Here is a 12874-nt window from a genome sequence, read left to right as displayed (position 1 = left end):
ATGTTGGAAAGTTTAATCAACACTTTTACCCTGTGCTCACGATTCAGGAGCTGCCATGCCGAGCCGACCCCTGGTGGGTGTCATCGCCTGCCGCCGAGAGGTGGAGGGACACCCCGCCCACATGGTGACCGACAAGTACCTTAGTGCACTGCGCGCCTACGGCCTGGCGCCGGTGGTGCTGCCGGTGTGGCGGGATAGCGTCGATGGCGACCTGCTCGCGCATCTGGACGGCCTGCTGCTGACCGGCAGCTATTCCAACGTCGAGCCTTCCCGCTACGGCGCCGAGCAGGCGCCGGAGAACACCCGCGGCGATCTGCACCGCGATGCCGCCGCGCTGGCCTGGATTCCCGCCGCCATCGCGCGTGGCTTGCCATTGCTGGGCATTTGCCGGGGCTTTCAGGAGCTCAACGTGGCTTACGGTGGCACATTGCATCAGGCGGTACAGAACGTACCCGGCCTCTTCGATCATCGCGAGCCGGAAGCCGACTATGCGACCCGCTATGCGCCCGCGCACGACATCGAGCTGCACCCCGGTGGTCGCCTGGCGACGCTCCATCCCGAGCTGCATGCTAAGGTCAATTCACTGCATCAGCAGGGCATCGATCGACTGGGCAGTGGGCTGGCCGTGGAGGCGCGGGCGCCGGACGGTCTGATCGAGGCAGTCTCGGTGGCCGAGGTCCCGGGGTTTGCCCTGGCAGTGCAGTGGCACCCCGAATGGCACCCTGAAGAGCATCCGCTTTACCACGCGATCTTCCAGGGTTTCGCTACGGCCTGTCGAGAGCATGGCGTGAGCCGGGCCTCGGCGCTGGCTACGCAAAACCATAGCGGTGATCCCATTCTCATACAGGAGTCCCGATCATGAGCCGTCCGCCATCCCCCCGTACCCGAGACGACTGGCAGGCCCTGGCCGAGGGCCTGTCCCTGGAGGGCCGTGCCTTCATCGGTGACGTCTTCGTCGACGCCGCCAGCGGTGACACCTTCGAATCGCGCAACCCGGCCACGGGTGAGATCCTGGCTCGGGTAGCGAGCTGCGACGAGCCGGACGCCGAACGCGCCGTGGCTGCGGCTCGTGAAGCCTTTGCCGGCGGCGAGTGGTCTCGCCTGGCGCCAGGCAAGCGCAAGAAGGTGCTGCTGCGCCTGGCCGACCTGATGGAAGCCAACAAGCACGAACTGGCGCTGATCGACACCCTCGACATGGGCAAGCCGGTTTCCAGTTCGCTGGGCGACATGGCCGGCGCCATTGGCTGTATTCGCTACCAGGCCGAGTGCATCGACAAGCTCTACGGCGAGGTGGCGCCCACCGGCGAGGAGACCCTGGCGCTGGTGCTACGCGAGCCCATCGGCGTGGTGGCAGCCATCGTGCCGTGGAACTTCCCGCTGATGATGACCGCCTGGAAGATCGCCCCGGCGCTGGCCGCCGGCAACAGCGTGATCCTCAAGCCCTCGGAGAAGTCGCCGCTCTCGGCGCTGCGCCTGGCAAGCCTGGCTCGTGAGGCGGGCCTTCCCCGCGGCGTGTTCCAGGTGCTGCCGGGCTTCGGCCATACCGTGGGCAAGGCCTTGGCGCTCTCCATGCAGGTCGACTGCCTGGCCTTCACCGGCTCCACCCAGGTGGGCAAACAGCTGATGCAGTACGCCGGCCAGTCCAACCTCAAGCGGGTCTACCTGGAGTGCGGCGGCAAGAGCCCCAACCTGGTCTTCGCCGACTGCAAGGATCTCGACCGGGTGGCGAGCCATGCCGCCGCGGCGATCTTCCACAACCAGGGCGAGGTATGCATCGCCGGCTCCCGGTTGCTGGTAGAGAACGCGATTCGCGCGGAGTTCGTCGACAAGGTGGTGGAGGCCGCCAAGGCCATGCAGCCTGGTGACCCCCTCGATCCCGGGAGCTTCATGGGCGCCATGGTGGACGAGACCCAGTATCGCCGGGTGCTCGACTATATCGCCAAAGGGCGCGAGGAGGGCGCGCGGCTACGCGCCGGTGGCCAGGCGCTGGAAAGCCCGGGTCTGTTCATACCGCCGACGATATTCGACGGCGTGACACCGGCCATGGCCATCGGCCGCGAGGAGATCTTCGGCCCGGTGCTCTCGGTGTTCGGCTTCGACACGGAAGAGGAGGCCATCGCCATGGCCAACGACACACCCTATGGCCTCGCCGCGGGGTTGTGGAGCCAGGACATCGACCGCATCATGCGCGTTACTCGGCGGCTGCAGTCGGGCCAGGTGTTCGTCAACAACTGGGCCGGGGGCGACCAGACCATGCCCTTCGGCGGCGTCAAGCAGTCGGGCAACGGTCGCGACAAGTCGCACCACAGCCTGGAGGAGTACTCCGAACTCAAGAGCGTGTGGATGTCGCTGACGCTATGAACAGCGCCGATCCGAACGACGGGCCGACCGCGCGCTGTGCGGTCGGCCCGTGTCGTTGCTGCAGCTTGCCTGTCGCTTACGGCAGCTGGCGCTTGGGCTGCTGCTGAGTGATGCAGTGGATGTTGCCGCCGCCGAGCAGGATCTCCCGGGCCGGCACGCCCATCACTCGCCTGCCTGGAAACAGCCCCTGAAGAATGTGGTGGGCCTGCTCGTCATGGGCCGGATCCAGTAGCGGCATGACCACCACCGAGTTGCCGACATAGAAATTGACGTAGGAACCGGCCATGCGATCCCCGGGACGACGCGGATGGGAGCTGTTGAGGCGATCCAGGCCGCTGGCTTCGTCCTCCTCGATGAACAGTGGGCCGGGTTGGGGCAGCTTGTGCACGCGCAGCTTGCGCCCCCTCGCGTCGGTTGTGGATTCCAGCACGGCCAGTGCCTCCCGGCTGATGGCGTGCTGGGGATCGTCCTCGTCATCGCACCAGGTCAGCACGACCTCGCCGGGCGCGACGAAGCAGCACAGGTTGTCCACATGACCATCGGTCTCGTCCAGGTAGCAGCCCCGCGGCAGCCAGATCACTCTCTCGATACCCAGGGTATCGCGTAGCACCCGCTCCATTGCCTCACGGCTCATGCCGGGATTGCGGTTGGGGTTGAGCAGGCACTCTTCGGTGGTCAGCAGCGTGCCCTCGCCATCCACGTGAATGGCGCCTCCCTCGAGTACCACCGGGACGGTGAAGCGCGGAATACCGAGCATCTCGGCGATCTTGGTGCGGATACGCCGATCCTTGTCCCAGGGAAAGTAGAGCCCACCGTCCAAGCCGCCCCAGGCATTGAACTGCCAGTCCACCACGGCCAGGCGTCCGTCCGGGTGAGTCAGGAAGGTGGGCCCCACGTCACGCATCCAGGCGTCATTACTCGAAATCTCCACCACCCTCACCTGCGGCGGCAGCTGGTGGCGGGCATTCTCGTACTGATCGTCGTTGACGCCGACGTAGACCGGCTCGCTCTCGGCGATGGCGGTGGCCACCTCGACAAAGGCCTGCTGGGCCGGCTTGGCGCCATAGCGCCAGGTGTCGGGCCGCTGGGGCCACAGCATCCAGCAGGCGTCGTGGGGGGCGAACTCCGCCGGCATGGCGAATCCCTGGGCCCGCGGGGAGGATCCAGCAGGAGGAGAATCAATGAGTGGTTGGTTCATGATGATTTCTCACAGGTGGCCTGTCACCAGGAAGATGGCGGCGGCGATGGCAGCGGCGATCAGCACATAGGGCAGCTGGGTCAGGGCATGAGCCATGGGCGTGCAGCCGGCCCCTTGTGCGGAGAGCACCGTGGAGTCGCCGTAGAAGCAGGCGTGACTGCCGAAGGCGCTGGCCGAGATCAGGGCGCCGACCACCAGCGGCATATGAGCGTCGAGGCTGGCCGCCAGTGGCAGCACGATGGGCATGGCCACGGCGAACAGTCCCCAGAAGGAGGCGGTGGCGAAAGCCAGGAAGGCCATGGTGACGAAGACCACGGCCGGCAGCATTCCCGGCGTCATCAGCGGCTGCACGGTGCTGATCACATAGTCGGTGAGCCCCAGGGCGTCGTTGACCTCCTTGAGGGCGAAGCCGGCCACCAGGGTGCCCAGCGGCATGATCATCGCTTTGAAGCCGTCGAGCGCGGTGTCGAAGGTGTCGTGGAAGCTCAGCAGCCGTTGGCTGGCGATCAGTACCAGGGTCACGGCGAGCGCCACGATCACGCCGCGCAGGATGTCGATATCGTAATACCAGGTAAAGAAGATCAGCGTGACGATAGGCAGCAGGAAGTTGAGCAGGTGCGGCCGCCTGCGTCCGTCGTCCGCCACTTCCAGGGCGCTTTCGTCGATCCCGGTCGGAATCGGCTGGCCGGCGGCGGCGCGGGCTTCGGCGGCCTTCATGGGGCCGAGATTGGGGATCCAGCCGAGGGCCACCAGGGGGACCAGGGCGGCAGCCACCCAGGCGTAGAACATGAAGGGAATCGCCTCGATGTAGAGGCTCATGCCGTTGCCGGCGATGTCGTTCTCCTCCAGCAGGCCGGCGAAGAACACCGCCCAGGTGGAGAAGGGCACCAGGATGCAGATCGGCGCGGCGGTGGAATCCACCACGTAGGCGAGCTTCTCGCGCGAAATGTTGAAACGATCGGTGATCTTCTTCATCGAGGCGCTGATCGCCAGAGCGTTGAGATAGTCGTCGACGAAGATCACCAGGCCCAGCAGCCAGGTGGCCAGCAGGCTCTGGCGGCGGCTATGGATATGCTTGGTGACGGCATCGCCGAAGGTCAGCACGCCGCCGGTCTTGACCAGCAGGGCGATCAGGCTGCCGAACAGGCCGCAGACCAGGATGATCCAGGTGACGGTATCGTTGCCCAGTACCCCGAGCAGGATGTCGGAGCCCTGGGAGACCACCCTGGTGGGGTCGACCATCAGCAGGCCGACCAGGGCGCCCGCGAGCAGCGATTCGATGGTGCGTCGCGTGAGGATGGCCATGCCCAGCACCACGGCGGTGGGCAGCAGACTGTAGATGCCATAATCGTCGCCGTCGAACAGTGCGAAGCCGCCGAGGCTGGCAATCAGCACGACACCGAGAAACAGCAGGCCACCCTTGGTGGCGCTGCCGAAGTGTTGGAGGTGGGCCGTCGGGCCCGAAGGAGAGTGTGACATGGTCGTTCACCTTTGTTGTTGTACATTGCACGATGGCTGGTCCCGTTGGGAAAGCCGGGTCATACATACGGCGGCTGCCGGCGGGTTACAGATAACCGTCCTTGCGTAGCGATGTCGTGGCCGCGGCGAAGGCCTCGTCGAGAATCGCCACTACCCGACCCACCACGCCACGATCCCAGATCAGCGGCGGCGAGATGATATTGAGATGGCCCACCGGGCGGATGATCAGGCCGCGCTTCTGGCCCTCGGCGGCGACCCGGTCGCCGACCCGCGCCTCTACCGGCAGCAGCTCCTTGGTGGCCTTGTCGGCGACGTTCTCGATGGCCAGCATGAAGTGGCTGCCCCTCACGTCGCCGACGGTTTCATGATGCGAGAGCGTCTTGAGCTGCCGCTCCAGGTAGGGCCCAACTTCACGCACGTTCTCGCACAGGCTTTCGCGCTCGATGATCTCGATATTCTTGAGTGCCGCGGCACAGCTGACCGGATGGCCGGAGTAAGTGAAGCCGGTGCTCAGTACGCCACCCTTGCGCTGGGGCGTGCCCAGCACCTCGTAGATGGCGTCGGAGATCAGGGTGGCGCCGAGTGGGGCGTAGCCGGAGGAGAGTCCCTTGGCACAGTTGATGATATCCGGCTGCGTCTCGAACACCGCCTCGGAGGCAAAGAAATGCCCCAGGCGGCCGAAGCCGGTGACCACCTCGTCGGCAATGTAGAGGATCTCGTTGGCGCGGCACACGGCCTGCATGCGGGCATGGTAGCCGTGCGGTGCCATCAGTACGCCACCCGCGCCCATGATCGGCTCGGCAATGAAGGCGGCGATGTTATTCGCACCGAGGCGCTCGATCGTCTCCTCGAGTTCTGCTACCAGGTGATCGCAGTACTCCGCCTCGCTCATGCCCTTGGGCCGGCGATAGAGGTTGGCTTCGCTCAGGTGCGTGACCAGGTGATCCAAGGTATCGAAATCCCAGTTGTTGCTCTCGATGCCGGTCAGGGTGGCGGCCAGGTAGGTGGTGCCGTGGTAGGCGTTGTTACGCGACAGGATACGCTTCTTGCTCGGCTTGCCCAGACGGTTGAAGTAGTAGTGCACCAGGCGGATGGTGGCGTCGTTGGCCGCCGAGCCGCCGCAGCTGTAGAAGACATGATTGAGGTGGGCCGGGGCCAGCTCGGCGAGCTTGGCGGCCAGCTCCGCCGCCGGGGCGTTTGAGAGGTTATTGAAGGTGGAGAAGTAGGCCATGCGGGTGGCCTGCTTGGCCATGGCCTGGCCGATCTCGGCGCGGCCGTGGCCCACGTTGACGCACCATAGGCCGGCGATGCCATCGATGAAGCGGTTGCCGTGGGCGTCCTGCACGTAGATACCGTCGCTGTCGGTGATCAGGTCGCAGCCCTTGTCATGGAACAGGCTGAAATCGGTGAAGGGATGGATGAAGTGGTCCTTGTCCTTCTGCCACAGTGCCTGGGCATCATAGCGCCGCATCGATTCGACGGGGTGCGCGGAGGTCGTTGTCGTTGTCATCAGGTGGCTCCTCTCTCGGTGTCTCGGGGTGACCGACAGGACCAGCCTAATCAGGGAGAGAGAGCCTCCGGTATATCCTGATTGGGGTATATCGCCGCTGCGACCTTCCCGCCTAGGGTGGCAGGGAACAATCACAAGGGAGGCTCCCATGACGGTTTCCATCGATGGCCAGCGGCTCTGGTCGAGCCTGATGGCCATGGCCGAGATCGGCCCCAGCCCCAACGGCGGTAGTCACCGCTTGGCGTTGACCGAGGAGGACGCCGCCGGGCGTCGTCTGCTGATCGAATGGTGCCAGGCGCTGGGCTGTACGCTGCGCATCGATCGGGTCGGCAACCTGTTCCTGCGTCGCGCCGGCAAGCGTGACGATCTCGATCCGATTGGTATTGGCAGCCACCTGGATACTCAGCCCAAGGGAGGACGTTTCGACGGCGTACTTGGTGTGCTGGCCGGTCTCGAGGCGTTCCGCACCCTCGAGGATCATGGCATCGTCACTGAGCGTCCTCTGGAACTGGTGGTGTGGACCAACGAGGAGGGCAGCCGCTTTGCTCCGGCCATGGTCGCTTCCGGCACCTATGCCGGCGAATTCAGCGTCGAGTCGACCCTGGCACGCAGCGACCGTGATGGCGTGACGCTGGGCGAGGCGCTTGCGGCCACCGGTTTTGCTGGTGACATGGCGGTAGGTGAGCCGCGCTTGGCGGGCTTCCTCGAGTTGCATATCGAGCAAGGGCCGATACTGGAAGAGAACCACGAAGCGGTCGGCGTGGTGACCGGCGTGCAGGGCATGCGCTGGTTCGACGTCACCCTGCGCGGGCAGTCCTCGCATGCCGGCCCTACCCCAATGCGCTATCGCCGCGACGCGTTGGCCGCCGCGGCGCGCCTGATCGATCGCCTGCAGGGCCATGCCCTGGCGGACCCCAGCGGCGACACCAAGGTTACCTGCGGTACCCTGGAAATCGATGCGGCATCGCGCAACGTGGTACCCGGCGAAGTGAGGCTCTCCATTGACCTGCGCCATGTCGATGAGGGCGAGCTGGACGCTCTGGAAGCGCGCTTCGAGCGCGAACTGGCCGCCGCCGGCGAGGCCTTTGGCGTCACGGCGCACAGCGAACGCATCTGGGCCTCGTCGGTGGTGAGCTTCGATAGCGGCTGCATCGACGCCGTGGAGAGAACCGCCAAGGCCCGCGGCGTACCTTACCGGCGCATGATGAGCGGCGCCGGCCACGACGCCGTCTATGTGGCCCGGGTCGCGCCGACCGCGATGATCTTCATTCCCTGCCGCGACGGGATCAGCCACAACGAGGCGGAGTACGCCTCCCCGGAACACTGCGCCCTGGGGGCTCAGGTGCTCTGCGATGCCATGCTGGAACGGGCCAATATCCTAGAGACGAGCCAATGAACGTCACGATCCCCGCCACCAAAGCCGACTGGCAGGCCATGGCCGAGACGTTGATCCCGCACCTGGAGAGCCGTGCCTTCATCGACGACGCCTTCGTCGCTGCCGCCAGCGGCGAGACGTTCGCCACCGTCAACCCGGCCACCGGCGAGACCCTGGCCCGTGTCGCCAGCTGTGACGCCGCCGATGCCGAACTCGCCGTTTCTTGTGCCCGGGCCGCCCATGTCCGGGGCGAGTGGTCCCGGCTGGCACCGGGGCGGCGCAAGCAGGTGCTGCTCAAGCTGGCCGAGCTGATGGAGGCGCATCAGCACGAACTGGCACTGCTCGACACTCTCGACATGGGCAAGCCGATCTCCAGTTCGCTGGGCGATATCAATGGGGCCATCGGCTGCCTGCGCTACACCGCCGAGGGCATCGACAAGCTCTACGGCGAGGTGGCGCCCACCGGCGAGGACTCCCTGGCGCTGGTGCTACGCGAGCCCATCGGCGTGGTGGCAGCCATCGTGCCGTGGAACTTCCCGCTGATGATGACCGCCTGGAAGATCGCCCCGGCGCTGGCCGCCGGCAACAGCGTGATCCTCAAGCCCTCGGAGAAGTCGCCGCTCTCGGCGCTGCGCCTGGCAAGCCTGGCTCGTGAGGCGGGCCTTCCCCGCGGCGTGTTCCAGGTGCTGCCGGGCTTCGGCCATACCGTGGGCAAGGCCTTGGCGCTCTCCATGCAGGTCGACTGCCTGGCCTTCACCGGCTCCACCCAGGTGGGCAAACAGCTGATGCAGTACGCCGGCCAGTCCAACCTCAAGCGGGTCTACCTGGAGTGCGGCGGCAAGAGCCCCAACCTGGTCTTCGCCGACTGCAAGGATCTCGACCGGGTGGCGAGCCATGCCGCCGCGGCGATCTTCCACAACCAGGGCGAGGTATGCATCGCCGGCTCCCGCCTGCTGGTGGAGAACGCGATTCGCGAGGTGTTCGTCGACAAGGTGGTGGAGGCCGCCAAGGCCATGCAGCCTGGTGACCCCCTCGATCCCGGGAGCTTCATGGGCGCCATGGTGGACAAGACCCAGTATCGCCGGGTGCTCGACTATATCGCCAAGGGGCGCGAGGAGGGCGCGCGGCTACGCGCCGGTGGCCAGGCGCTGGAAAGCCCGGGTCTGTTCATACCGCCGACGATATTCGACGGCGTGACACCGGCCATGACCATCGGCCGCGAGGAAATCTTCGGCCCGGTGCTCTCGGTGTTCGGCTTCGACACGGAAGAGGAAGCCATCGCCATGGCCAACGACAGCGATTACGGTCTGGCCGCGGGGCTATGGAGCCAGGACATCGACCGCATCATGCGCCTCTCCCGCAGGCTCCATTCCGGCCAGGTATTCGTCAACAACTGGGCGGGCCCCGACATGACGGTGCCCTTTGGCGGCGTCAAGCAGTCCGGCAACGGTCGCGACAAGTCCCTGCATGCCCTGACGGAGTACACCGAACTCAAGACCGTATGGATGGCGCTAGCGCCCTGACGACGAATCAATGGTCAGGCTCAGCCTGCCCGTTGCCGCGACACCAGCGCCACGTGATCGAGGAACTGCCGGAACAGCTGTGATTGGCTGGAAACCTCGAGTCGTTGGTAGATGTGCTTGCGATGCACCTTGACCGTGCCGTCGCTGATGTCGAGCTCCCGGGCTGCCGATTTCGTCGAGTGGCCGGCCAGCAGCAGGCGCACGATCTCCTGCTCGCGCGCGGTCAGCACGCCGGTGCCGAAGCTGGCAAAAGCCGCTTCCACCGGCTCCTGCTCGGCCAGGCGCTGCTGGAACTGGCTCCCCTGCCATTTCCAGTACTCGACGAGTAGGGTTTCTACCATCGGCGAGAGGTGGCGAAGGGCCTGAATGGCACGACGGGTCAGCGGCGGCGACTTGACGCCGAAGCCGAGCGATACGGCAATCACGACGTCCTCTTCGACTCGGCAGAAGAGGCCCACCTCGTCCTCCAGGCCCAAGGCACGGTAGTAATGAGCATAATAATCGCTTGCCTCGAAGCGATCCGGGGCCAGCTCACGCAGGCGATGGGCGCCTTGGTCGAGGCCGTCGCTCACGGCGGCAAAGAAAGGGTCGAGCAGATACGCCTCACTCAGGTAGCGCTCGATGCCCTGCTCGCGGCGATGCGGGGGGTAGTCGTCATGGATCAATAGCGGCCGACGGCGCCCACGGTAGGCATTGATCAGTACGGTTTCGTGACCCACGAGTTCGCGCAGGCAGTGGTCGAGCCGGCCGGGGAAATCGGCCGCACCGGCGCCACGCAGCAGGCGCGCCAACTGTTGGTGCCAGGCGAGGCTTTCAGGGCGTGCTAGGAAATCGAGCATGGTGACATCGGGTCGGGAGACGTTGACCTCACCTTATCATGTCCCAGCGTTGGCGCCCGTGTGCCGTTGCATCGGGATGCGTTGGACGCCGGCATGGCGAGCCGGAAGCAGGGCGTTTATCGGTAGGCCGTGACAAGCCGGCCCATTTTGAGGAGACTCTGGCTCGAACTTCTCATGCCGTCGTTGGAGTCCGCCCCTTGACCGATCTTTTGATGCTGCTGGCTTCTCTTCCCATGGGATACGCCATGGGACTCTCGGCGTCCGTGGCGTTCCTGCTCGCCTTCGGCTTGGCCGGCCTGCTCGCCGCCCGCCGCCAGCGCGCCGATGCGCAGCGTCACGAGGCGGTGTTGGCGGATCTCCGTGAGCGTCTCGCCGAGCGTGAGCGACGCCTCGACGAGCAGCAGCGCACGCTCGGCGAGGTACAGGTGGGCGAGGCGCGGCTGGCCACTACGCTGGAACAGAAGCAGCAACACTTCGACGCGCAGTTGGCCCTGCTGCGCGACAGTCGCGAGCAGCTGCGCCAGGAGTTCGAGAACCTGGCCAACGAGATACTCGAGCGCAAGGGGCGCGCCTTCAGCGAACTCTCTCAGCAGCGCATCAGCGGCCTGTTGCAGCCGATCCAGGCGGAGATGAAGGGTTTTCGCGAGAAGGTCGAGACGATTCATCGCCACGATACCGAGCAGCGTGCCGGTCTACGTGCCGAACTCAGAAATCTGCAGTCTCTCAACCGCGAGATCACCGACCAGGCCGAGCGCCTGACTCAAGCGCTGCAAGGGCAGAAGAAGGTCCAGGGCAACTGGGGCGAGCTGATGCTCGAGAACGTGCTGGAGGGCTCAGGGCTGCGCCCCGGCAAGGATTATCAGCGCGAGGTCAGCTTCACCACGGCCGACGGACGGCGCCGGCCCGATGCGGTGGTCTACCTGCCCCAGGGCCGCCACCTGGTGATCGATGCCAAGACCTCGCTTGCCGCCTACGTGCGCTACGTCAATGCCGAGGACGAGCGTGAGCGTGAGCTGGCCCTGGCGGCCCATGCCACGGCGGTGAGCGAGCGCATCGACGAGCTTGCCGGCAAGCACTACTACGACCTGCCGGGACTCAACTCGCCGGACGTGGTGATCATGTTCGTGCCGGTGGAGTCGGCCTACGTCGAGGCACTGAAGTACGACGAGACGCTCTATCAGCGTGCCATCGAAAACAATGTGCTGGTGGCCACTCCCACCACGCTGCTGACCAGCCTCAACGTGGTGCGCCAGCTGTGGCGCTTCGAGGACCAGAGCCGCCACAGCGCCGAGCTGGCCAGCCGCGCCGAGAAGTTCTACAACAAGTTGCGTCTATTTCTCGAGAGCATGCAGGAGGTGCAGGCCCGCCTCGACGGCGCGCGCGACAGCTACGACCGTGCCATGGGGCAGTTGGTCAACGGCCGCGGCAACCTGATCAAGCAGGCTGCCGAGTTCCAGGAGCTGGGCGTGGCGGTGAAAAAGGAGCTGCCTGCCGAGCTGGTCGAGCGGGCCGGGCTGGAGCTCGAGGCCGAGCGACCGATGCCGGGAAGTGACTAGCGGCTCTGCCGCGGTTGTCGATCCGGTTCGGAAGCTTGGCTAGAACGTTCGTGCCGGCGTGCAGCAGCTCACCAGGCGGCAGGATTCTTTGCCGGGGTTGCGGAAGCGGTGGGGTACGTTGGTATCGAAGTAGTAGGCCTCGCCGGGGCCGAGCAGGCGGGACTCGGCGCCGATGGTGATCTCGATCTCGCCTTCGAGTATCACGCCGGCTTCTTCGCCCTGGTGGGCGATCATCTCGCGACCGGTGTCGGCCCCGGGGGGGTAGGTCTCGATCATGAAGGCCAGTGCACGGCTGGCCCGGTTCGCACCGACCAGCTTGTAGACGACTTCGCCGCTGCCCATGTCGGCCAGCTCTTCGGCGGAGTAGAAAACCTGGTTGCGGCTCTCCAGGTCCATGGTGAAGAAGTCGCCGACGCTGATGGGAATGGCGTCGAGGATCTTCTTCAATGAGCTGACCGAGGGGCTGACCTTGCCCTGCTCGATCAGCGACAGGCTGGAGTGGGTGACGCCGCAGCGCTTGGCCAGCTCGCGCTGGGAAATGCCACGCAGGGTGCGCAGGGCGCGCAGACGTGTGCCTACGTCGTCCGACATGCCGGTTTCCTCGTCATGGGGAGCTGGCGCTGTCGCCGCAGCGACAGCGCCTCGTTACCTAGCAGAGAGCGTCGAGCTTCTGCTTGAGTAGCGCATTGACCTGCTGAGGGTTGGCGGTGCCCCGAGAGGCCTTCATCACCTGGCCAACGAAGTAGCCGATCATCTTGCTGCGCTTGTCCGGCTCGGCGTCGCGGTACTGCGCTACCTGGGCCGGGCTGTCGCCGATCACCTGGTCGATCATCGCCTCGATGGCGCCGCTATCGGTGACCTGTTTGAGGCCCTGGGCCTCGATGATGTCGTCCGCATTCGTACCCTGGCCGTTCCACAGTGCCTGGAACACCTGCTTGGCGGCCTTGCCGTTGATGGTGTCGTCGATCACGCGGGCGATCAAGTCGCCGAGCTGGCGAGCCGACACCGGGCTGTCCTTGACCGACAGGTTCTC

Annotated in this window: 10 protein-coding genes and 1 pseudogene; 5 read left to right on the top strand and 6 right to left on the bottom strand. The window is 65.6% G+C overall.

Going from position 1 to position 12874, the window contains the following annotated elements:
* Window positions 1–55 precede the first annotated feature (55 nt).
* Complete coding sequence (locus HBJ55_RS03800) at window positions 56–862, top strand: gamma-glutamyl-gamma-aminobutyrate hydrolase family protein (RefSeq protein ID WP_167111219.1); 807 nt, start codon at window positions 56–58, stop codon at window positions 860–862.
* Entirely contained in the window at window positions 859–2361 is a 1503-nt protein-coding gene (locus HBJ55_RS03795; protein WP_167111217.1) for an aldehyde dehydrogenase, read from the top strand. Before HBJ55_RS03800 ends, HBJ55_RS03795 begins: the two co-directional genes overlap by 4 nt.
* A gap of 76 nt (window positions 2362–2437) precedes the next feature.
* Here HBJ55_RS03795 and aguA read toward each other — a convergent pair whose 3' ends face one another.
* From aguA to HBJ55_RS03780, 3 genes are all read right to left on the bottom strand, one after another.
* Window positions 2438–3559 (bottom strand): agmatine deiminase, encoded by a 1122-nt coding sequence (gene aguA / locus HBJ55_RS03790; RefSeq protein WP_167111215.1) that lies wholly within the window; start codon window positions 3557–3559, stop codon window positions 2438–2440.
* A 9-nt stretch (window positions 3560–3568) separates the two neighbouring features.
* Window positions 3569–5038 (bottom strand): Na+/H+ antiporter NhaC family protein, encoded by a 1470-nt coding sequence (locus HBJ55_RS03785; RefSeq protein WP_167111213.1) that lies wholly within the window; start codon window positions 5036–5038, stop codon window positions 3569–3571.
* An 85-nt stretch (window positions 5039–5123) separates the two neighbouring features.
* On the bottom strand, window positions 5124–6548 hold the full coding sequence (locus tag HBJ55_RS03780) for an aminotransferase (RefSeq protein WP_240935967.1): 1425 nt from the start codon (window positions 6546–6548) through the stop codon (window positions 5124–5126).
* 148 nt (window positions 6549–6696) lie between these two features.
* On the opposite strand from HBJ55_RS03780, the gene HBJ55_RS03775 reads away from it, so the two are divergent.
* The gene (locus HBJ55_RS03775; protein WP_167111211.1) at window positions 6697–7944 is read left to right on the top strand and encodes a Zn-dependent hydrolase; all 1248 of its coding nucleotides are present in this window, start codon (window positions 6697–6699) and stop codon (window positions 7942–7944) included.
* Window positions 7941–9446 (top strand): aldehyde dehydrogenase, encoded by a 1506-nt coding sequence (locus HBJ55_RS03770; RefSeq protein ID WP_167111209.1) that lies wholly within the window; start codon window positions 7941–7943, stop codon window positions 9444–9446. Before HBJ55_RS03775 ends, HBJ55_RS03770 begins: the two co-directional genes overlap by 4 nt.
* A gap of 20 nt (window positions 9447–9466) precedes the next feature.
* Here the strand turns inward: HBJ55_RS03770 and HBJ55_RS03765 are convergent, their stop codons facing one another.
* On the bottom strand, window positions 9467–10285 hold the full coding sequence (locus HBJ55_RS03765; RefSeq protein WP_167111206.1) for a helix-turn-helix transcriptional regulator: 819 nt from the start codon (window positions 10283–10285) through the stop codon (window positions 9467–9469).
* A gap of 197 nt (window positions 10286–10482) precedes the next feature.
* On the opposite strand from HBJ55_RS03765, the gene HBJ55_RS03760 reads away from it, so the two are divergent.
* A complete protein-coding gene (locus HBJ55_RS03760; RefSeq protein WP_167111204.1) occupies window positions 10483–11841 on the top strand; it encodes a DNA recombination protein RmuC in 1359 nt (452 codons plus the stop codon).
* 39 nt (window positions 11842–11880) lie between these two features.
* Here HBJ55_RS03760 and HBJ55_RS03755 read toward each other — a convergent pair whose 3' ends face one another.
* Entirely contained in the window at window positions 11881–12432 is a 552-nt protein-coding gene (locus HBJ55_RS03755; RefSeq protein WP_167111202.1) for a cupin domain-containing protein, read from the bottom strand.
* 58 nt (window positions 12433–12490) lie between these two features.
* A pseudogene (gene gatB, locus HBJ55_RS03750) lies at window positions 12491–12874 on the bottom strand (Asp-tRNA(Asn)/Glu-tRNA(Gln) amidotransferase subunit GatB); the annotation flags it as partial.

Origin of the sequence: Billgrantia bachuensis, from assembly GCF_011742165.1 — a bacterium.
Lineage (GTDB): Bacteria > Pseudomonadota > Gammaproteobacteria > Pseudomonadales > Halomonadaceae > Halomonas > Halomonas bachuensis.
This window is presented reverse-complemented; position numbering and strand designations above follow the sequence as displayed.

What these genes read in the sequence shown, in the direction of transcription:
- HBJ55_RS03795 (WP_167111217.1), top strand. Translation starts at nt 859, where the DNA reads ATGAGCCGTCCGCCATCCCCCCGTACCCGAGACGACTGGCAGGCCCTG.
- aguA (WP_167111215.1), bottom strand. Translation starts at nt 3,559, where the DNA reads ATGAACCAACCACTCATTGATTCTCCTCCTGCTGGATCCTCCCCGCGG.
- HBJ55_RS03770 (WP_167111209.1), top strand. Translation starts at nt 7,941, where the DNA reads ATGAACGTCACGATCCCCGCCACCAAAGCCGACTGGCAGGCCATGGCC.
- HBJ55_RS03755 (WP_167111202.1), bottom strand. Translation starts at nt 12,432, where the DNA reads ATGTCGGACGACGTAGGCACACGTCTGCGCGCCCTGCGCACCCTGCGT.
- HBJ55_RS03785 (WP_167111213.1), bottom strand. Translation starts at nt 5,038, where the DNA reads ATGTCACACTCTCCTTCGGGCCCGACGGCCCACCTCCAACACTTCGGC.
- HBJ55_RS03775 (WP_167111211.1), top strand. Translation starts at nt 6,697, where the DNA reads ATGACGGTTTCCATCGATGGCCAGCGGCTCTGGTCGAGCCTGATGGCC.
- HBJ55_RS03780 (WP_240935967.1), bottom strand. Translation starts at nt 6,548, where the DNA reads ATGACAACGACAACGACCTCCGCGCACCCCGTCGAATCGATGCGGCGC.
- HBJ55_RS03800 (WP_167111219.1), top strand. Translation starts at nt 56, where the DNA reads ATGCCGAGCCGACCCCTGGTGGGTGTCATCGCCTGCCGCCGAGAGGTG.
- HBJ55_RS03765 (WP_167111206.1), bottom strand. Translation starts at nt 10,285, where the DNA reads ATGCTCGATTTCCTAGCACGCCCTGAAAGCCTCGCCTGGCACCAACAG.